This window comes from Streptomyces xanthii (assembly GCF_014621695.1).
Lineage (GTDB): Bacteria > Actinomycetota > Actinomycetes > Streptomycetales > Streptomycetaceae > Streptomyces > Streptomyces xanthii.
The window spans coordinates 1-19,806 of sequence record NZ_CP061282.1 but is presented as its reverse complement, the minus strand read 5'-3'; the positions used below and the strand labels follow the sequence as shown (position 1 = coordinate 19,806).

At 71.3% G+C, this 19,806-nt stretch carries 16 protein-coding genes; 9 read left to right on the top strand and 7 right to left on the bottom strand.

All coding sequences use genetic code 11. The annotated features are described in order from the left end of the window. Positions 1-5: 5 nt before the first annotated feature. The 6 genes from IAG42_RS35955 to IAG42_RS35930 form a co-directional block, all read right to left on the bottom strand. Positions 6-461: a nuclear transport factor 2 family protein gene (locus tag IAG42_RS35955; RefSeq protein ID WP_223206476.1), complete on the bottom strand. Its 456-nt coding sequence runs from the start codon at positions 459-461 to the stop codon at positions 6-8. A 43-nt stretch (positions 462-504) separates the two neighbouring features. Continuing rightward, positions 505-1,749: a glycosyltransferase gene (locus IAG42_RS35950; protein WP_188341816.1), complete on the bottom strand. Its 1,245-nt coding sequence runs from the start codon at positions 1,747-1,749 to the stop codon at positions 505-507. After that, positions 1,746-2,951, bottom strand: coding sequence for a ketosynthase chain-length factor (locus tag IAG42_RS35945; RefSeq protein WP_188341815.1), 1,206 nt, complete (start codon positions 2,949-2,951; stop codon positions 1,746-1,748). The genes IAG42_RS35950 and IAG42_RS35945 overlap by 4 nt, the downstream gene beginning before the upstream one ends. Further along, entirely contained in the window at positions 2,948-4,222 is a 1,275-nt protein-coding gene (locus tag IAG42_RS35940) for a beta-ketoacyl-[acyl-carrier-protein] synthase family protein (RefSeq protein WP_188341814.1), read from the bottom strand. The genes IAG42_RS35945 and IAG42_RS35940 overlap by 4 nt, the downstream gene beginning before the upstream one ends. Continuing rightward, positions 4,219-4,476, bottom strand: a complete 258-nt coding sequence (locus tag IAG42_RS35935) for an acyl carrier protein (protein ID WP_188341813.1) — start codon at positions 4,474-4,476, stop codon at positions 4,219-4,221. The genes IAG42_RS35940 and IAG42_RS35935 overlap by 4 nt, the downstream gene beginning before the upstream one ends. Positions 4,477-4,549: 73 nt before the next feature. Then, positions 4,550-5,599, bottom strand: a complete 1,050-nt coding sequence (locus IAG42_RS35930) for a ketoacyl-ACP synthase III family protein (protein ID WP_188341812.1) — start codon at positions 5,597-5,599, stop codon at positions 4,550-4,552. Between the two features lie 208 nt (positions 5,600-5,807). Here IAG42_RS35930 and IAG42_RS35925 point away from each other — a divergent pair, with 208 nt between their 5' ends. Next, positions 5,808-6,818, top strand: coding sequence for an acyltransferase domain-containing protein (locus IAG42_RS35925; protein ID WP_188341811.1), 1,011 nt, complete (start codon positions 5,808-5,810; stop codon positions 6,816-6,818). Then, positions 6,809-7,840, top strand: coding sequence for an LLM class flavin-dependent oxidoreductase (locus IAG42_RS35920; protein WP_188341810.1), 1,032 nt, complete (start codon positions 6,809-6,811; stop codon positions 7,838-7,840). Before IAG42_RS35925 ends, IAG42_RS35920 begins: the two co-directional genes overlap by 10 nt. Positions 7,841-7,941: 101 nt before the next feature. On the opposite strand, the gene IAG42_RS35915 is transcribed toward IAG42_RS35920, so the two are convergent. Then, on the bottom strand, positions 7,942-9,162 hold the full coding sequence (locus IAG42_RS35915) for a class I SAM-dependent methyltransferase (RefSeq protein ID WP_188341809.1): 1,221 nt from the start codon (positions 9,160-9,162) through the stop codon (positions 7,942-7,944). Positions 9,163-9,265: 103 nt separating this feature from the next. Between IAG42_RS35915 and rfbD the strand changes: the two genes are divergently transcribed. The 7 genes from rfbD (at position 9,266) to IAG42_RS35880 (ending at position 18,021) form a co-directional block, all read left to right on the top strand. Next, entirely contained in the window at positions 9,266-10,159 is an 894-nt protein-coding gene (gene rfbD, locus IAG42_RS35910) for a dTDP-4-dehydrorhamnose reductase (RefSeq protein WP_223206475.1), read from the top strand. A 390-nt stretch (positions 10,160-10,549) separates the two neighbouring features. Then, entirely contained in the window at positions 10,550-11,764 is a 1,215-nt protein-coding gene (locus tag IAG42_RS35905; RefSeq protein ID WP_188341808.1) for an acyltransferase family protein, read from the top strand. After that, a complete protein-coding gene (locus tag IAG42_RS35900) occupies positions 11,761-13,008 on the top strand; it encodes a cytochrome P450 (protein WP_188341807.1) in 1,248 nt (415 codons plus the stop codon). The genes IAG42_RS35905 and IAG42_RS35900 overlap by 4 nt, the downstream gene beginning before the upstream one ends. A 287-nt stretch (positions 13,009-13,295) precedes the next feature. After that, positions 13,296-13,943 (top strand): dTDP-4-dehydrorhamnose 3,5-epimerase family protein, encoded by a 648-nt coding sequence (locus tag IAG42_RS35895; RefSeq protein WP_188341806.1) that lies wholly within the window; start codon positions 13,296-13,298, stop codon positions 13,941-13,943. Continuing rightward, complete coding sequence (locus IAG42_RS35890) at positions 13,940-14,854, top strand: NAD-dependent epimerase/dehydratase family protein (protein ID WP_188341805.1); 915 nt, start codon at positions 13,940-13,942, stop codon at positions 14,852-14,854. Before IAG42_RS35895 ends, IAG42_RS35890 begins: the two co-directional genes overlap by 4 nt. A 159-nt stretch (positions 14,855-15,013) precedes the next feature. Next, positions 15,014-16,453, top strand: coding sequence for an FG-GAP-like repeat-containing protein (locus IAG42_RS35885; protein WP_188341804.1), 1,440 nt, complete (start codon positions 15,014-15,016; stop codon positions 16,451-16,453). An 86-nt stretch (positions 16,454-16,539) separates the two neighbouring features. Further along, the gene (locus IAG42_RS35880; RefSeq protein ID WP_188341803.1) at positions 16,540-18,021 is read left to right on the top strand and encodes an FG-GAP-like repeat-containing protein; all 1,482 of its coding nucleotides are present in this window, start codon (positions 16,540-16,542) and stop codon (positions 18,019-18,021) included. The last annotated feature ends 1,785 nt before the right edge of the window (positions 18,022-19,806 follow it).

Sequence of the window (19,806 nt, the reverse complement as noted above, 5' to 3'; positions counted from 1 at the left end):
GCGGGTCAGACCTCGTAGTCCGGGCTGACCTTGCGGAACCTGGTGCGCAGCTCGTCCCCCTCGAACTCCAGCACGTCGGTCACGAAGCAGCTCGGGCCCACCAGCGGCTCCGAGACGTTCGGGCGGGTCTGGTAGACCACGGCGTAGTACTCGGTACGGATCGAGCCGTCGTCCTGCGGGAAGACCTGCACCATGTTGAACCAGTGGCGGCGCTGCACCGGATCGACCGCGTGCTTGGTCTCCTGGTAGGCGCGGATCGCCGCGGAGATCGCCGCGCGGCCGACCAGCGGGTCGGCGCCCGGACGGTGGTCGAACACGCCGTCCTCGGTGAACGAGTCGGCGAACGCGTCGGCCTGCATGGTGTCCAGAAGACGCACCTGCCCGGCATAGAACTGCTGGACCTCTGCGTAGAGTTCGCTGATGCTGCGCGACCGGCCGGTCGCCAGAGTCGTCGTGGTCACAAGAGCTCCTGATCGGAAGACGGACGTCATGAATCGCAGGACGTCATGAAGTGGGGTGTACGGACCGCACGGCGCGGTCGAGAACCTGCGCGGGACTCGGCTGCCCCGCCATCTCCGCGCTGACCTCGGCCGCCGTATCGGCGAACGAGCGCTCCGCCAGGAGCCGGCCCACGAGTGCGCACAGGCGCGGTGCGTCGGCCTCCGCCGGGTCCAGGGACAGCCCGACCTTCCGGTCCACCACCCTCTGCGCGATCAGCGGGTTGTCGGAGCCGCCGGGCAGCACCAGCTGCGGCACCGCGTAGTGCAGGGCCGCCGCCGCCGTGCCCGAGCCGCCGTGATGGATCACCAGCGAGCAGGTGTCGAGGAACGTGGACAGCGGCAGGAAGCCCGCGACCCGTACGTTGTCCGGCAGCGGACCCAGCTTGGACAGGTCCGTCGAATGGTCCGCGAGGACCACCTCGACGTCCAGTTCCCCCAGCCACCGCAGCAGCGAACCCAGTGTCCCGCCGTCCGAGAGCAGCGGGACGACCGTGCCCAGGGTGAGACAGATCCGCGGCCGGTCCGGAGTCACCAGCGCCCACTCGGGCAGCGTCACACCGCCGTTGAAGGGCACGTAGCGCATCGGCCACCAGGGCACCCCGTCGCGTCCGTCCGCCTCGTCCCGCGTCAGACCGCCCATGCTGGGCGCCCGCGGGTCGACGCGGGCGATCAGCTCCGGCTCGCGGTCACCGATGCCGAGCCGCTCGCGCAGCCCCAGCACCACGGGGGAGTCGTCGGGGACGACACCGGTGCGGTCGTTGTGGTCGTCCGCCTCGTTGAACTCCGGGTCACGCGTCGACCAGGAGACCCGGTTGCCGACCTCGAGCGCCGGAATCCCGAGCGCGACGGCCGCCATCCGGCCCGCCTGATGGTCCGAGGTGTACACGATCAGATCGGCGCCGAAGTCGCGGCCCGCCTCGACTGTGCCCTCGGTGGAGACGAGCGTGAACAGCTCGAACGGCTTGACCTGCTTGGCCAGGTCCCAGTAGCCGGCGGGCAGCCGCGGGTCCTCGTACTCGGGCGTGCCGGGCTCGGGCGCCTGCCCGGAGGAGGCCAGCATCAGGTCTCCGCCCACATCGCGGTGCGGGAAGACATCCGCGATCGGCAGCCCCCACTCGGGGCCCACCTTCGTCATGTACGCGGTGGTGGCGACGAGGATCTCGTGCCCCGCGGCGCGGGCGGCCCACACCAGTGGGACCAGCGGCAGCATCAGACCGTAGCCGGGGGCCGCGGCGAACAGAATCTTCACGAGCGCACCACCATCGCCGAGTTGTAGCCCCCGTTGCCGCGGGCGACCACCAGCGCCGTGCGCAGCTCCGCGCGGCGCGGCTGCCCCGTGACGAGGTCCAGCGCGTACTCCTCGGGAACGTCGGCGACATGCGCCGTCGCGGGGATCACCCCGTCGCGCAGCGACAGCAGCGCGGCGACGACATCGAGGGGCGCCCCGCCCGCGTACAGGCGGCCGGTCAGCGTCTTGGGCGCCGTCACCGGCACACCGCGCGGGCCGAAGATCCCGGCGAGCGCGTCCGCCTCGATGCGGTCCAGCTCCGGCACACCGCTCGCGTCGGCGAACACCACGTCGACGTCCCCGGCCGTGATGCCCGCGTCCTTGAGGGCACCGCGGATGGCCGAGGCCAGCGCCGGCGGGCGCCCGGACCCGGGACGCGGATCGAACGTCGCCGCATGGCCCGCCAGCTCGCCGTACACCGTGGCACCACGCCCGCGGGCCGTCTCCGCGTCCTCCAGGACCAGGTACGCGCCGCCCTCGCCCGGCACGTACCCGCTCGCCGCGGCGTCGAAGGGCAGGTAGGCGCGGTCCGCGTCCTCGGCCTCGCTGATGCGCCCGGTCGCCAGGTGCGACACCCAGCCCCACGGGTCGTACGAGGACTCGACGCCGCCGGCGATGGTGAACGGGGTGCCGCGGCGGATGGTGCGCCGGGCGAGCGCGAGCGCGTCCAGACCGCCCGACTGGTCGGCGACCAGCACACTGCCGGAGCCGCGCATGCCGTGGCGGATGGAGATCTGGCCGGTGTTCGCCGCGCAGAACCAGGCGAACGACTCGTACACGCTGACGCTCTCGGGCCCCTTCGTCCAGAGCTTCTGGATCTCCTTGTGGGTGAACTCGAAACCGCCGTGCGCGTTCGAGGAGATCACCCCCATGTCGAGGTCCGGCAGGGACTGGAGGTCGGCCCCGCAGTCCTCGATCGCCGCCTCGGCCGCCACCAGCGCCAGCCGGGTCACCCGGTCGGTCTGCGGCAGCAGCCGGCCCGGCAGCAGCTGCTCGGCCTTGAAGTCGCGGATCTGGCCGGCGAGCCGCGACGGGTACTGCGCGGCGTCGAAGCGCTCCAGCGGCGCGATCCCGCTGCGCTGCTCCAGCGTCGCCGTCCAGAACTCCTCGGTGGACTGGCCGTTGGGGGCCATCGCACCGAGTCCGGTGAACACCACGGTCATCGCTTCGCTCCTCGCCACTTGCGCAGCACCATCGCGCTCTGGAACCCGCCGAAGCCGCTGCCGACCGTCAAGGCGGTGTCGACCCGCGCCTCCCGCGCCGTCAGCGGCACGTAGTCGAGGTCGCACTCCGGGTCCTTCTCGTGCAGGTTGGCCGTCGGCGGGATCACCCCGTGCTCGATGGCCAGGGCGCACGCCGCGATCTCGATGGAGCCGATGGCCCCCAGCGAGTGACCGATCATCGACTTGATCGAGCTGACCGGAGTGCCGTAGGCGTGCTCGCCGAGCGCGCGCTTGAACGCGCCCGTCTCGTGCAGGTCGTTCTGCTTGGTGCCCGAGCCGTGCGCGTTGATGTAGTCGAGGCCGTCCTTGTCGATGCCGCCCTCGTCCATCGCCGAGGTGATGGCCGTGGCCATCTCGCGGCCGTGCGGGCTGAGCCCCGTCATGTGGTAGCCGTTGCAGCGGTTGGCGTAGCCGGCGATCTCTCCGTAGATCTTCGCCCCGCGGCGCCTGGCGTGCTCGTACTCCTCGAGGACGAACATGGCGGCGCCCTCGGCGATGACGAAACCGTTGCGGGTCCGGTCGAAGGGGCGGGCCGCGGTCGCGGGGTCGTCGTTGCGCGGAGTCGTCGCCTTGATCGCGTCGAAGCAGGCGATCGCCAGCGGGGTGATCGCCGCCTCCGTCGCTCCGGCGAAGACGATGTCCGCGCTGCCCTCGGAGATCAGCTGATGGGCGTTGCCGACCGCGTCGATGCCCGAAGTGCAGCCCGTGGACACGGTGTTGACCGGGCCCTCGGCACGCATGTCCCAGCCGACCTCGGTGGCGATCGTGGCCGGGGTGAAGTAGTCGAACAGGTGCGGGGAGGCGTAGCGGTGGTCGACCAGCCAGTCCTTGCCCGAGTCGGAGAGCACCAGGTACTCCCGCTCCAGACTGGTGGCCGCACCGATCGCCGTACCGATGCTCACGCCCGTGCGCGACGGGTCGACCGTGTCCAGGTCGAGGCCGCTGTCCTCCAGCGCCTCACGCGCCGTGACGACGGCGAACTGCGATGCCCGGTCCAGGCGGCGGATCTCGCGATGCCCCAGCCCCTGGGCCTCCGCGTCGAAGTCGACCTCTCCCGCGACCTGGGAGCGGAACTCGGACGGATCGAACGCGGCGATGCGGCGGGTCGCGGTGCGGCCTGCCGTCATCAGGTCCCAGAACGCCTTCGTGCCGTTGCCGCCGGGGGCGAGGACGCCGATGCCCGTGATGACCGTGTGGCGCCGGCCGGTCATGCGGCTGCGGCCGGCGAGCTCGCGAGGTCCGAGACGATCCTCAGCAGGACCCGCGGCGTCTCCACCGTGGCGATGTCCTCGTCGAGGATGACCACGCCGAACTCCTGCTTGATACGGCTCGCCGTCTCCATCAGAGCCAGCGAGTCGTAGCCGAGGTCGGCGAAGGGGGTGTCGAGAATGTCGCCGTCAAGGCTCCCGGTCCCGTCATCGCCCGCGCACTCGACGAGGATCCTACGGAGATCATCGATGTTCATGGAGCTTTCTCCCTCTCGTGTTCCGGCCGCGGCTGACAGGGCGGCCTCACTTTTCGGACTCTGCGGTGCCCGGCTATAGGTCCGCTCGATCGCCGCCGGACGCCGCCCACTGGGGCGCGTCCGTGAACTCGACCACCGCCGCCGACCACGTGAACCCGCCCCCGACCCCCGCCAGCAGGGCACGCTGGCCCGGCCGGGCACGCCCGGTCTCCACCAGATGCGTCAGGCCCGCGAACTGGTCGCCGGCCCCCAGATGGCCGATGCCACGGCTCCAGGACCACAGCGTGCGGTCCGGGTCGATCCCGTAACGGCGGAAGAAGTTGACGTCCAGCCGGCGCCGCCCCAGGTGCGGCAGCAGGAACCAGTCGATGCCGTCCATCTCCGAACCCGCCTCCTCCAGCGCCCGCTCGAGCGCCTCCGTCTGCGCGGCGGCCATCCGGGCGACCGAACGCTGCCCCTCGGGCGTGCGCAGATAGACGCGGGTCGTGGCGCCGAAGTCGATGGGACTGCGCACGGCCAGCGAGGCGTCACCCGGCGGGTCCTCACCGCGGTGCATCTCCTCCAGACCCGGCTCCGAGACCAGGACCAGCGACAGGAGCCGGGCGAAGCCGTCGCCGCGGGCGACGACCGCCGCGGTCGCACCGTCCGCGAGGACGGTGCCCGGATCGGTGAGCCAGCGGTCGATGCCGGGCGCACAGAACCGGTCGGCGGTGGTGATCAGAGCAGCGGGCCCCCCGGTGGCGGTGAGGTGCGCGGCGGCCAGTTCGAGCGCGGCCATCCCACCGTTGGACGTCTGCCGCACCTCCATCGCGGGGCACCGGTTGCCGACACCCGTGCGCTGGACGTACGACGCCGGCGCCCACATGTCGTACCCCTGGTAGTACAGGGACGCGTGCAGCACCAGCGTGATGTCCTCGGGCGCGACACCGGAGCGCAGCAACGCCGCACGGGCCGCTGCCGCCGCCATGTCCGGGGGACTCTCCTCACCGACGGTCACGCCCGTGCTCTGCATCCGCTTCACGGACACCGCGTCGATCAGACCGAGACCGACCGCGGTGTCGGCGGGCATCACCGCCGGCAGGTGCACGGCACTCGCGCGCAGGTAGACGTCATCCCACCGCACAGTCGGAAACCCTCCCCGGGAACTGGGCCGCAAGTCGGCCGGCCCGCCGATCCTCCCGGCACCGGGTCGACCACAGGTGGACCCGCCCTGGAGCCACGGGAGAGGCCCGACCGCCGGTACACCACTTCTCGAGCAGCCCTCCACGCGCACGCGGCAGGTTGACGAGGACACATCGCCGGACGAGGAAGGCCCGCGCATGGAGAGCCCCATGAAGCCGTCCCCCCAGGCACCCGCGGACGCGGTGCTCCTGTTCCCCGGCCAGGGAGCGCAGTACGCGCGCATGGCCGCCGGCCTCTACGGCCACGACGAGGTGTTCACCGACGCCGTCGACGAGGCCCTCGTCCTGTTCGGCAACGCCGACGAACTGCGCTCGGACTGGCTGGCCCAGCACCCGGCCGTCCCCGTCGACGACGTACGCCGCGCCCAGCCCCTCCTGTTCGCCCTCGGCCACGCGCTCGGCCGCACCGTGCTCTCCTGGGGCGTGCGCCCCGTCGCCCTGCTCGGCCACAGCGTCGGCGAACTCGTCGCGGCGACACTCGCCGGAGTGTTCTCCCTGCCGGAAGCGGTGGCCATCATGCGCGACCGCGTCGACCGCATAGCGCCGACCCCCGCAGGCGGCCTGCTCACCGTGGCCGGCACACCCGAGGACGTACGCCCCCATCTGGCACGCCACCCCGAGATCGCCGTCGGCGCCCTCAACGCACCCCGCCAGACCGTGCTCGCCGGCCACACCGCCCCACTGCGCGCCATCAGCGCCGAACTGCGCGAGGCCGGAATCACCATCCTGCCCGTCGCCGCCCACCACCCGTTCCACAGCCCGGTCCTCGCACCGCACTTCGCCGACCTGACGCTGTACCGGAACGTGACCGCGCACCCGCCCGCCATCCCCCTGTGGTCGGCGTTCACCGGCGGCCCCCTCGACGCCCGCTCCGTACGCGACCCGGCGCTGTGGGCGAGCCACCCCGTCGCACCCGTCCTGTTCTGGCCCACCCTGGACAGACTCCTCGCCACAGGCCCCCACCTGCTCATCGAGGCCGGCCCCGGCCAAGGACTCACCACCCTCGCGCGCCGCCACCCCGACGTGAAGCGCGGACACAGCGAAGCCGTCGCCCTGCTGCCCGTCCGCTCCCGCACCCCCGAGGGCGACCGCGAGCAGCTGTCGGCAGCACACGAACTCATCGACACCCGGACCCGAGAGGAAGTCCCGACATGCGTCTAGCCGCCAACCTCACCTACCAGGGGGCGGGAGAACTGGCCCGCGAGGCCGAACGGCTCGACTACGACCTCGTCCTGGCCGCCGAGAGCCCCCGCTCCGACGCGGTGAGCGTGCTCGGCCTGGTCGCCGGAGCGACCACCCGCATCGCGATCGGCTCGGGCGTCATGCAGATCCCCGCCCGCCCGCCGGGCGCCACCGCCCTGGCCGCCGCCACCCTCCACGCCCTCAGCGGCGGCCGCTTCCGGCTCGGCCTCGGCGTCTCCAACCCGCACATCTCCGACGGCTGGTACGGCGTCGACTTCGCCCACCCGCTCGGCCGCACCCGCGAGTACGTCGACATCGTCCGCCGCGCCCTCGCCGGCGGCCCCGTCCGCCACGACGGCACCCACTTCCAACTGCCCGCCCACGGCCTGCAGGGCGCCCCGCTGCACCTGCACACCGAACTGCCCGAGCCCCGCATCCCCCTCTACCTGGGCGCTGTCGGACCACAGAGCCTGCGCCTGGCCGGCGAGATCGCCGACGGATGGGTCAGCGGCTTCACCACACCCGAACTCGTCACCGACTCCGTGCGGCAGCTCGCCGCCGGCCACGAGCGCGCCGGCCGCACCGCGGACGGCTTCGAAGTCATCCCGTACGTCGCCGTCTCCGTCGCCGACGACCCGGCCCAAGCGGCGGACGAACTGCGAGCCCACTACGCGCTCCTGCTCGCCGTCGGCGGAGCCGACAACTTCTACTGCGGGCTGGCCCGCAGGATGGGCTTCGACAGCGGCATCGACGCCTTCCAGGAACGCCTGGCCGCCGGCGACCGCGCCGGCGCGGCCGCCGCGATCCCCCTGGGCTTCATCGACCGCACCGCCCTGCTCGGCCCCGTCGGCCGCATCGCCGACCGGCTGCACGCCTGGTCCGAGGCCGGAGTCACCACACTGAGCGTGCTGGCCTCCGCGAACGCGACAGACCTCGAGGGCCGCAGGCGCGTACTCGCCCACGCCGCCCAGGCCCTGGAGAAGGCCGGCCTGCGGACCTGAACCGCCCCGCCGCGCGGCGCGGCGCCGGCACCACCGGCGCCGCCTTCAAGGACGCCTGCACCCGGCATCCCTGAAGGCGGCGCCGGGTGCGGCGGCCCCGCCTACTGCCCGCCGTCCTCGTCCGCGTGGTCGGCAGTGAGACCCTCACCCCAGTCCACGGCGGACATCTCCTCATAGGACATCTTCTGGCGCGGGATCCACGAGGCACTCGCACCCTCCGCGTTCACACCCTTCTCGAACACGGCCAGGCTCGGGTAGAAGTGCGCGCCCGTCAGCGTCAGGTCCGTCTGCGACGGCTCGTGACCCTCCGGGTGCTCGCGCTCCTCATGGTTGAGACCGTCCAGCAGCGTCTTCAGGAACCCCATCGAGGTGGCCGGCGAACTCAGCTCCCGCGAGCTGCCCCCGTACCCCGGCCAGTACGAGGTCTGCAGGTCCTCGGCCGCGAACAGCCCGCCCGGACGCACGTACGGGAACAGCGACTTGAAGGCGGCGATCAGGTCGGAGTTCCCGTGGCTGGCATCGTCGATGACGATGTCGAACGGACCGAGGTCACGGCCCAGCGACTGCAGGAACCCCTCGTCCGACAGATCGCCCTCGATCGTGTGGATGCGCTGCTCACGCAGCGGAGCCTTGTCGAAGACATCGACACCGTAGATGACCGCACGCGGGAAGAAACGCTTCCACATCCGCAGCGAACCGCCACCGGAGGCCGGGTTGCCGTACCCGCCGATGCCCAGCTCCAGAATCTTCAGCGGACGGTCGCGCAGCGGCCCGAAGTGCCGCTCGTAGTGCGGCGTGTAGAAGTGCAGGCCCCACTTGTCCGAACCCTGACGCAGCGACAGCTCGCCCAGGTCCTCGTGACGGCCCGTCGTCCCCCGCACCAGACGCTTGACGACGGGGAAGACGTGCATCGTGCCGCCGAGCCGCTCCGTGTTCTCCAGATCGTGCCAGACGATCCGCAGGACCTGCGCCTCCGGCGCACGCCACGGACCCAGCACCGCACGCAGCAGCTCGGCCAGGTCCGCCTCGATCGTGGCGTGCGGCTCCTCGGCCCGCCCCGCCTCGTGCTCGGCGCTCTTGCCGGCCCGGATCACATGCCCGACCGTCGCCCCGTCGAACGCGAGAGCGAGCTGGATGTCGACCGGTGCGGCGTCCTGGCCCGGGATCTCGTGCAGGTCCGCCCGGTTCACCAGCTCGTCGGCGAGGATGTGCGCGGTCCGCTCGGGGCCGACCTCCCGGATCGCCGCCTCGATCTGCTCGGCACCGCCCTCGGCGGCCAGGATCAGCTTCAGGATCTCTTCGTGTGCGCGTTGAATTGTCACACCGTCGAACTCTCAGCCGTCCCGTTGGAGCCCGGCTGGACACCCGCTCGACCTTCCGCCCCGACGCCTCCTGCGGCCCCCGCCCGGCAACTAGCATCGCCGCGTGCTGAGTTCACGACACACCCCATGGCTGGTCACCGGCGCGGCCGGAATGCTGGGCCGCGCCCTGTGCGAACGGCTCGAGAAGAACGGAGCAGAGGTCACGGCCCTCGACCGCGGCGCCCTGGACGTGACCGACGCCCGCGCCGTCGGCGAAGCCGTCGCCGCCACCCGCCCCGCCGTCGTCGTCAACTGCGCCGCCATGACCGCCGTCGACGCCGCCGAGAGCGACGAGACATCGGCGTACCGCATCAACGCGGACGGACCGCGCCACCTGGCCCGCGCCTGCGCCGACACCGGCGCGCAACTGGTGCACATCTCCACCGACTACGTCTTCGAAGGCGGCACCGCGGACTACGCCACCCCCTACCCCGAGGACGCCGAACCCCGCCCCCGCACCGCATACGGCCGCACCAAACTCGCCGGCGAGCGAGCCGCGCTGACGGAACACCCGTCCGGCACCGCCGTGCTCCGCACCGGCTGGCTCTACGGCCACCACGGCCACAGCTTCGTCGGCACCATGGTCCGCCGCGCCGCGGAAGGCCACACGGTGGACGTCGTCGACGACCAGTTCGGGCAGCCGACCTGGACCGGCGACCTGGCCCAGCGGATCCTCGACGTCGCCCGCACCGGCGCCACCGGCATCTTCCACGCGACGAGCACCGGCCAGGTCAGCTGGCACGGCCTGGCGAGCGAGGTGTACCGCCTGACCGGCGCGGACCCCTCCCTCGTCCGCGCGATCGACAGCACACAACTCACCAGACCCGCACCCCGCCCCCACTGGAGCGTCCTCTCCCACGAACGCTGGACCACCGCCGGACTACCGCCCCTGCGCGACTGGCAGACCGCCCTGACCCAGGCCCTGACCGACGAAGACGGCTGGAAGGCGTACGCCTGACCCCGCAGGCGCAACGGGGGCAACACGGCACCCTCCCACGGCGAGACCCCCACAGACGAGCACAGCGAACACGGCGAACGAGGCGAGCACCCCGGACCAGGCGAACGAGGCGAACGACGGACAACGCCCCGCTCCGACAGCCATACACCACGACTCGAACGGTTCTCCAGCCGAGAAACCCACTATCGGCCCCACACCGTTCGGTCACCCAGACCCACGGCGAAACCACGGCCCGGCCGCGGCCAGAGCCCACAACACCCGCACACCCAGGGCGAACACCCGCGTCCACGGCACACCACAGCCAAGCGGGACCCAGGCACCACCGAGGCACCCCGCCCCGGCCACCGCCACACAGTCCCCACCCCACCACACACGACGGGAGCGACCGGGATGTCCGTCCCCACCTCGCCCAGAACAGCCCCACCAGCCTCCACATCCTCGGCCGGCATCGCCAAACTGCCCTCCCTCACCGGCTACCGCTTCATCCTGTTCAACGCGGTGTTCTGGACCCACACCCTCGCCGCCGCCCGCTTCTTCAAGAACGAGGACATCAACGACCTCGGCCACATCTGGCCCTACGGCACCACCGCCCTGACCTCATTCTTCATCCTCAGCGGCTTCGTACTCACCTGGGGCGAAGCCTGGCGCAACGGACTCGCCCGCTACTGGCGCGCCCGCGCCGCCAAGATCTTCCCCGGCCACGTCGCCGTCTGGGCCTTCACCCTCATCCTGCTCGCCGTCGTCGGCCCCATGGCACTCATCGGCCCCACCGACGTCGGCCCGGCCATCGCCAACCTCTTCCTCGTACAGGCCTGGATCCCCAACCCCTCGTACATGATGAGCGTGTACGGCATCAACTGGTCGGTCTCCTGCGAGATCGCCTTCTACCTCGCCCTGCCGCTCTTCATCCGCCCCCTCCTGAAGATCCCCGCCAAGGCCCTGTGGGGCGTCTTCGCCGGCCTCGTCGCCCTCATCATCACCATCCCCGCCCTCATCGACGCCTTCGTCGGCGGCCCCGTCTGGCCGTTCTGGGCACCGCTCTCCTTCGACCAGGCCTGGATGGTCTACTTCCTGCCGCTCAGCCGCCTCCCCGAATTCCTCCTCGGCATCGTCCTCGCACGCATCGTCCAGACCCGCCAGTGGCCCCGCATCCGCGCCCGCTGGATCTTCCTCGCCACCGTCGCCGCCACCTACCTCGTCTGGCTCGCCGTCGACGACGTCCTGCCCGCCACCTACGCCAGCAGCGGCGTCCTGTCCATCACCGTCTGCCTCTTCATCCCCCTCATCGCCCTGCGCGACATCGACGGCCGCTCCTCCTTCCTCGCCCGCAAGAGCTGGGTCACCCTCGGCGACGCCTCCTACGCCACCTACCTCGTGCACTGGCCCGTCCTCGCCATCGTCCGCGAACTGGCCGGACCCACCGAGAAGTACGGACTCTGGGCCGGCCTCGGCATCGTCCTCGGCACCCTCGTCCTCACCCAGGCAGCCGGCCTCGCCCTGTGCCGCTACGTGGAACGCCCCCTCATGCTCCGCCTCGGCCGCCCCAAGAAGCAGCAGCCGACGCCCACCGACCGTCCCCTCGTCGGAGCCAAGGAGCCGGCGTGACCACCACCCCCGAGCGCACCGCGCACGACCCGGCGGACACCGGCAAGGCCCCCGCCTTCCCCTTCGAGTCCGACCCCGGCCTCCCGCTGGACGTGCCCGCCGAGTTCACCCGGCTGCGCGAGCAGTGCCCCGTACAGCGCGTGACACTGCCCTACGGCGGAGAGGGCCACCTCGTCAGCCGGTACGCCGACGTCAAGCAGGTCCTCAGCGACCGCCGCCTGTCCCGGGCCGCGACCGTCGGCCTCGACGTGCCCCGCACGGTCCGCGAGGTCACCGCCCCCGGGCACCTGCTGGCCATGGACCCGCCGGAGCACACGCGGCTGCGCCGCCTGGTGGCGAGCGCGTTCACCGAGCGCGCCGTCCAGCGCTGGCGCCCCCGCGTCCAGGAGATCGTCGACGGACTGATCGCCGGCCTGCGCGCACAAGCCGCCGACGGCGGCCCGGTGGACCTCGTCGCACACTTCTCCATGCCGCTGCCGATGACCGTCATCTGCGAACTCCTCGGCGTCCCGCCGAAGGACCGGCACTACTTCCGGCGCGTCGCCGAAGTCGCCTTCAGCAACGGCTCAGCCTCCTCGGAGGAGATGCAGAAGGTCGGCGAGGAGTTCGGCACCTACCTCTTCGGCCACATCGGCCGGCTGCGCGAGAACCCCGGCGACGACCTGATGTCCCAGATGATCGCCGCACGCGACGAGGACGAGGACCGGCTCACCGAAGCCGAACTCATCAGCCTGGCCGGCACGATCCTGCTCGCCGGCTACGAGACCACCGCCGCCGAACTGTCCAACTTCGTGTACACCCTGCTGACCCAGGACCGCTGGACCTGGCTCGCCGCACACCCGGAGCACCTGGACACCGCTGTCGAGGAACTCCTGCGCTACATCGCACTGGGCGGCGGCGACGTACTGCCCCGCCTGACCACCGAGGACGTGGAGATCGGCGGGACACTCCTGGCGGCCGGAGAATCCGTCATCGCCGCGATGATCTCCGCCAACCGGGACGCCGACATCTTCGACAACCCGGACGAGCTCGACCTGGAGCGTGCCCACAACCCGCACCTCGCGTTCGGCCACGGCCCGCACCACTGCACAGGCGCCCAACTGGCCCGCCTGGAACTGAGGCTGGCCCTCTCCAGCCTCCTCAAGGCCTTCCCGGACCTCCGCCTGGCCACCACCGCCACCGACGTGCCCTGGCGCGAAGGCTCACTCGTACGCGGCCCGGTGGAGCTCCTGCTCCACTGGTGAGCACACGGGCACGCACGCACCACGATGCTGTGCGCGACGGCACCCGCCGCCGCGCACAGCACGACACCCGGTCAGCAGCGTCGCGCCGGAGCACCACCGGCCACCGTGTCCACCAGCCCTCGAGCGGCCCCACCAAGAATGCAACGCGGAAGGTCATGGCCCCCAGGAGGACACATGCACACTGACCAGCGCCGTACCCGCGACGACCGCGAGCGCGCCGCCGCCCCCACCGGCGCCCGACTGGTCCTCCCGCCGGCCACCCCCGGCAACGCGAAGTGAGCGGGATCATGACGACGACCACGCCCGGGAAGACCGGCACCGCCACCACCACCGGCGGCGTCGAAGTGCGCCACCTCGCCGTGAACGGCTGCTTCGAGTTCACGCCACCCGTCTTCCGCGACGAGCGAGGCCTCTTCGTCTCCCCGCTCCAGCAGCAGGCGTTCACCGAGGTGCTGGGGCACCCCTTCCCGATCGCCCAGACCAACCACAGCCGCTCGGCACGCGGCGTGATGCGCGGAGTCCACTTCCCGGCCACCCCACCCGGCCAGGCCAAGTACGTGCACTGCTCGCGCGGCCGAGGACTGGACGTCGTCGTCGACATACGCCTCGGCTCCCCGACCTTCGGCGCGTGGGACACCGTCGAGATGGACACCGAGACCTTCCGCGCCGTCTACATCCCGGACGGCGTCGGCCACGCCTTCCTCGCTCTCGAAGACGACACGGTCATGACCTATCTCGTCTCGACACCGTACCGGGCGGACCTCGAACGGGAGATCGACCCGCTCGATCCCGAACTCGGCCTGCCCTGGCCCAAGGACATGCGGTTCATCTTCTCCCAGCGGGACACCGGCTCGCTGTCACTCGCCGAAGCCAAGGCCCGAGGCATCCTGCCGCGCTACGAGGACTGCCTCGCCGCCGCCGAGGCCCACCGATGACCAAGACCGTCGTCCTGGGCGCCACCGGCTGCATGGGACGCCACGTGTGCGCCGCCTTCGAAGCCCGCGGCATCGACGTCGTCGCCGTGGCCCGCCGCCCCGCACCCCACACCGCCCCCCACCCCTTCCTCGCACTGGACGCCGCCGACTGCCCACAGGAGCAGCTCGCGCAGATCCTGGCGGACCAGAACGCCGACACCGTCGTCAACGCGACGCTCGGCTGGGGCGAAGAGCAGCACCGGATCAACGTGCAGCTGGTGAAACACCTCACCGGCGCACTACAACTCCTCCCCGCCGCACACCGCCCCCGCCTCGTCCAGCTCGGCACGGTCCACGAATACGGACCCATGCCCCACGGCACCGTCGCCGACGAGCACCTGGAACCCGCGCCCCGGACGGACTACGCCCGCACCAAACTCGCCGCCTCCCGCCACGTGCTCACATCGGACCTCGACGCCGTCGTCCTGCGCGTCGCCAACACAGTCGGCCCACACCTCACCCAGGACGGCTTCCTCGGCTCCCTCGCCGCCCGCCTCGCCCGCACCACACCCGGCGAACGGATCGAACTGACCCTCGCCGACGCCCGCCGCGACTACATCGACGTCCGCGACGCGGCGGACGCGGTGGTACGCGCCGCCCTGACCCCCACCCTCGCCCCGGACCGACGCCTCTTCAACATCGGCAGCGGCACCGCGTCACCCATCACCGACCTCGTCACCGCCCTCGTCACAGCGGCATCCCTCCCCCCGGACACGATCGTGCTCCGCCCGGGCGAGATCCGCTCCCAGGACACGGCAGTGGGCGCGGACTGGACCTGCCTGGACACCACCCGCGCCCGATCCGTCCTGGGCTGGACCCCGACCCACACCCTGGAAGCCTCCCTCCGCGCGATGTACGAGACGGCGGCCTGACCTTCCCTGACCCGCCCCCGCCCGCCACCGTGCCGCACACGAAACCTCCACCAAGTCGCGTTCATCAGCCCGCCACTTCGACGCAACCCTTCGTACGCCACACGAGTCACACCCCCGGAAGTCGTCATCTCCTTCCCCCTCGACTACGGGAGTTCCACCGTGCGCGTACGCACCCTGGCCGCCACCGCCGCCGTAGCGGCACTCACCGCCACCGGACTGACCCTGCCGCTCGCCGGAAGCGCCGCGGCCGCCGCCACACCCAAGTTCGACTTCAACGGCGACGGCTACGCGGACATCGCGGTCGGCATGCCCGACGCCACGGTGAACGGCAAGGCCAAGGCCGGCTACATCAGCCTGATCTTCGGCGGCCCCCAGAGCCCCAGCCAGTCCACCGGCGTCATCAGCCAGGCCACGGCCGGCATCCCCGGCACGCCCGAGGCCGGCGACCGCTTCGGCTCCGCGCTGACCCCCCTCGACGTGAACGGCGACGGACGCACCGAGCTCGTCGTCGGCGCCGACGGAGAGTCGCTCACCTCCGACCAGCTCCAGGACGAGGGCACCATCACCGTCCTGTCGGTCACACCCGGGCTCGACTTCCAGGGCACCACCGTGGCAAGGGGCACGTCCGGGGCCGGCCACATCGGCACCACCGTCGCCACGGGCGACTACGACGGCGACGGCGACATCGACCTCGCGTACGGCGAGAACGGCGAGGAGCACGGCTCGCTCCGGTTCCGCCCCGGCCCCCTCACCGCCGACCCGGTGACCACCACCACCCTGCGCAGCTACAGCATGGGCGGCCGCACCGACGCCCTGGCCACCGGCGACTTCGACGGCGACGGCCGGGACGACCTCGCCACCACCTGGAGGGGGATGGAGCAGTACGGCACCTTCATCACCCGCTGGGACGGCCAGGCCGGCCCCGCCCAGTGGTGGTCCGACATCGACCACGGCAAGGCGCTCGCCGTCGAGGACTTCGACCAGGACGGCACGGACGACCTCGCGGTCGGCAACATACAGCCCAACTTCGAGGCTGACCACACCTACTGCCAGGACCTGGCCGGCGGCGCGGTGCTCCTTCTCCACGGCTCGAAGACCGGGCAGTTCGGCACCGAGTACCAGTGCATCAACCAGTCCAGCCCGGAGGTCGGCGGTACCGCCGAGACGGGCGACGAGTTCGGCGCCGCGCTGGCCGCGGGCGACCTGAACGGCGACAGCCGACCCGAACTGGTGGTCGGCGTGCCCGGCGAGGACGTCGGCACCGTGAAGGACGCAGGCGGATACGTCACCCTGAACGGCACCGACCAGGGCCTCCACGGCGGCCTGGCCCGCAGCCAGAGCACCCCGAACATGCCCGGCACGGCCGAAGCCAGCGACCGCTTCGGCGCCCAGGTCGCCGTCGGCGACTACAACCGCGACGGCCTGCGGGACACCGCGATCAGCGCGCCCGGCGAGAACGCCGGCGAGCGCAGGTCCGGCGGCGTCTGGTTCGCGCCGAGCAGCACCGAGGAAACGTACCCGCAGGGCAAGTCGCTGACCCCGTTCGGCTTCGCGCTGCCCGACGGAGCCATCAAGTACGGCCAGGTACTGGGCCTCTAGGCACCCGGACCGGCTCCTGCCCGAGCCCGTCAACTGCCCTTCCACACCACCGATTTGGAGTACCCGTGCGACGACCCGTGCGATCCGTGCGCAGCAAGAGACTCTCCGCCGTCCTGCTCGGCGCCGCCACCGTCCTGGCGTCGACGGGACTCGCCACCACAGTGGGCGCCTCGCCCGCCGTGGCCGCGACGGGCGTCCAGGGACCCGACTTCAACGGTGACGGCTACGCGGACGCCGTGGTCGGCGTGTACCGGGGGGACATCGACGGCAAGAAGTCCGCGGGCTACCTGCACGTGCTCTACGGCGGGCCGGGCGGAGCAGGCACCACCACCGCCACGGTCAGCCAGGACAGCCCCGGAGTCCCCGGCACCAGCGAGGACAACGACCGGTTCGGCAGCACCGTGGCGACGGCCGACATAGACGGCGACGGCCTCACCGACGTCGTCGTCGGAGCGCCCGGCGAGGACGTCGGCGACACGGCGAAGGACCACGGCTCCGTGGTCGTCCTGTACGGCTCGGCCGGCGGCCGCTTCGAGCGCGGCCGGACCATCGCACAGGGCCCGGCGGGCGGCGGCGCGGGCGCCTCGCTCGCCGTCGGCGACTTCACCCGGGACGGCGCCGCGGACGTGGCGGTGGGCCTGACCCACGGAGAGTTCGGCGAAGTCACCCTGCGGCCGGGCCCGCTCACCACGGACAAGCCGCTCACCCACCTCCTCGACACCGGCTTCGGCGGCACCTCGGGCAGGCTGGCGGCCGGCGACTTCGACGGCGACGGCACCACCGAGCTGGCAGTCTCCTCCTACTCCAACGACTACTCGCGCACCACCCTGTGGCGGTGGACCGGCTCGGCTCTGCAGGAGTACTGGAGATCCCCGGCCACCGGTTACGACATCGCCGCGGGCGACTTCGACGGCGACGGCGCGGACGACCTGGCGCTCGGACACTGCCTCATCACCGCCGAGGCCGACCGTCCCACCGGAGCCTGCGGCCCCGACGAACTCGCCAAGGGCGGCAAGATACGGGTCCTCTACGGAGCCTCGAGCCCCGAGGCCTTCGGCACCCGCAACCACACACTCAGCCAGGACACCCCGGGCGTCGCGGGCGCCGCCGAGGAAGCCGACAACTTCGGCATCAGGCTGGCCGCGGGCGACCTCACCGGAGACGGCCGCGACGACCTCGTGGCAGGCACACCCGCCGAGGCCATCGGAACGGCCGACCGCGCCGGTTCAGCGACCGTGCTGACCTCGGGCCCGAACGGACTGCTCGACACCTCGGGCACCGCGAGCTCGGCGGCCTGGCACCAGGGCTCCAGCGGGGTTCCGGGAACACCGGAGGTCAACGACGAGTTCGGCTCCGCAGTGGCGGTCGCGGACTACGACGGAGACGGGGACGGCGACGTCACAGTCGGCGCCTACAACGAGAACAGCACGGAGTACGAGCAGACCCTCAGCACGGGCGGCGTCTGGACCCTGCCGAACGGCACGGGAACAGGCTCGAAGGCACTGACGCCCCGGCTGTTCGGACTGCGGGGAGCGCTGTACTACGGGCACGTGCTCGGGCGGGACTGAGGCGCCGCTCCTCGAAGGCCGAGCATCGAGAAGTGGAGCTTGGAGGAGTTGAGCTTCGAGAGTCGAACTCCGAGATCCGGGCTTCGAGCTGTGCTTGTAGGGAATGGGTGGATGGGTTCTTTTCCCACCCACCCACCCTCCCCGCCTGTCGGCCTGTGTGTCTGCTGTGTGGGCTTGTGAGTGGACGAGGCGTCAAGGGTGTTCTGGGTGTGGGGTGTTGACTTTTAGTGTTCGGGTTGTCACACCGTGTGGTGGTCGTTTAGCGTTCGTGACATAAATCGACCCCGGACAGGTGCTCGCAACACCTGCCGGGGTCTGACCCCGTGACCGTAAGAGGCGGTCTTGGGGCTCACCTCGTGACCGTAAAAGGCGATCCCGTGGCTCATGAAGACTGTATCTCGGCAGCACCGTCGTCCGCACACCCGATGGCCGGCCAGGGGTACGGGAAGCGGACTGTTTGTGACGGAGCATCCCCGAAGGGGGATGGCTTCGCTCATCTGTCCCTGCGTGGCCGTTACCTGGCAGGTTTCGTGGACGCGTTGCCGGAACAGGCCGCGATGGACGTGAAGACCCTCGCCAAGGAGCAGCCCTTGTTCGGGCAGATGGCGGTGGGGGGCGCGCTGAGGAGCTCTCCGCGGCCGGTCATCTGCGACGCGTACGCTGCCGAGCCGCCACAGGAGACGGCACGGTCCGCTGGGTTTCCCTCACCTACTGGTCCCGCGTCGCGCGGAGTGACCAGTGGTGGGCGCGGTTCCTCGCCGACGATGCACCCGGCCCTGACCCCGACCCGGTACCAGTGCCCGCGCTGGCGCCGGTGCCCGCGCCTGTGTCTGAACCGGAAGCGGATTTAGAGCCTGACCCCGAGTCAGCGCCCAGCCCCGGCCCTGCGCTCGGTCCTGCGCTCGGCCCTGCGCCTGGCCGTGCCGCCGGTCCTGAGCCAGTGCCAGTGCCAGTGCCAGTGCCAGTGCAGCGTCGAGCGACGGGCAGGGCGTCAGATCCGCAACGGCTCCGGCACATCCCCAAGCCTTCCGCGGGGCCGGGAGCTCCCCGTTCGGAGGCGTACGAGGCCTTGGCCCAACTCGGTTGGAGGGAGCCGAGGTTGATGTTGTCGGCTGCGGATTGCGCGTCTCTTGAGGAGGCTGCTGCACAGTGGCTGGAGCGTGACCCTGACCGGTTGCAGTTCGTCCAGACTCTCGTCACGGGCCTTCCTCCCGTCGTGCATGCGCCACGGGCCTTCGTTGCCCGTCGGCTGCGCGACAAACTTCCACCACAACGAGTACGAGTCCCGGAGTACCGCACACAGTCTGCGGCCTCTGTGCCTCGACAACGCTCCCTGATGGAGTGCACCGAGTGCGGGAGGCCTGGACAACCCGAGGCACTGCCTGGCGGACTCTGCCATACATGCCGGCCAGCCCCGCCAGCCTCGCCTGCTGTGAACATTCAACTAGACGGACACGAAAGAGTCCTGACGAAGCATCAGGATTCCTTGTGAGGAACTGACGTAGCGTCATCCCACATCCCACATCCCACATCCCACATCCGACAGCCAGCCACCAGGAAATCGCGGAGCGAATTCCTGCAGGCCGAATTGCGGAGCAATTCGCGCCCCGGACAACGGAGTTGTCCGCACCGGACGGCGGAGCCGGCCGGTGAGCAACGCGGGCGTTGCCGGGTTTCCGCCACGTAGTGGCGGCGCGTCGTGTCTGCGGAGCGAGACCGCGCGCAGGCGTGCTGGAGCTAGGGCACAGCGAGGTCTTGGTTTTAACTCTTAGCAATACGTAACTG

Bases quoted from the DNA above. Each gene is read 5' to 3' on its own strand.
- IAG42_RS35945 (WP_188341815.1), bottom strand. From the start codon at position 2,951: ATGACCGTGGTGTTCACCGGACTCGGTGCGATGGCCCCCAACGGCCAG.
- IAG42_RS35940 (WP_188341814.1), bottom strand. From the start codon at position 4,222: ATGACCGGCCGGCGCCACACGGTCATCACGGGCATCGGCGTCCTCGCC.
- IAG42_RS35935 (WP_188341813.1), bottom strand. From the start codon at position 4,476: ATGAACATCGATGATCTCCGTAGGATCCTCGTCGAGTGCGCGGGCGAT.
- IAG42_RS35925 (WP_188341811.1), top strand. From the start codon at position 5,808: ATGAAGCCGTCCCCCCAGGCACCCGCGGACGCGGTGCTCCTGTTCCCC.
- IAG42_RS35920 (WP_188341810.1), top strand. From the start codon at position 6,809: ATGCGTCTAGCCGCCAACCTCACCTACCAGGGGGCGGGAGAACTGGCC.
- IAG42_RS35905 (WP_188341808.1), top strand. From the start codon at position 10,550: ATGTCCGTCCCCACCTCGCCCAGAACAGCCCCACCAGCCTCCACATCC.
- IAG42_RS35895 (WP_188341806.1), top strand. From the start codon at position 13,296: ATGACGACGACCACGCCCGGGAAGACCGGCACCGCCACCACCACCGGC.
- IAG42_RS35890 (WP_188341805.1), top strand. From the start codon at position 13,940: ATGACCAAGACCGTCGTCCTGGGCGCCACCGGCTGCATGGGACGCCAC.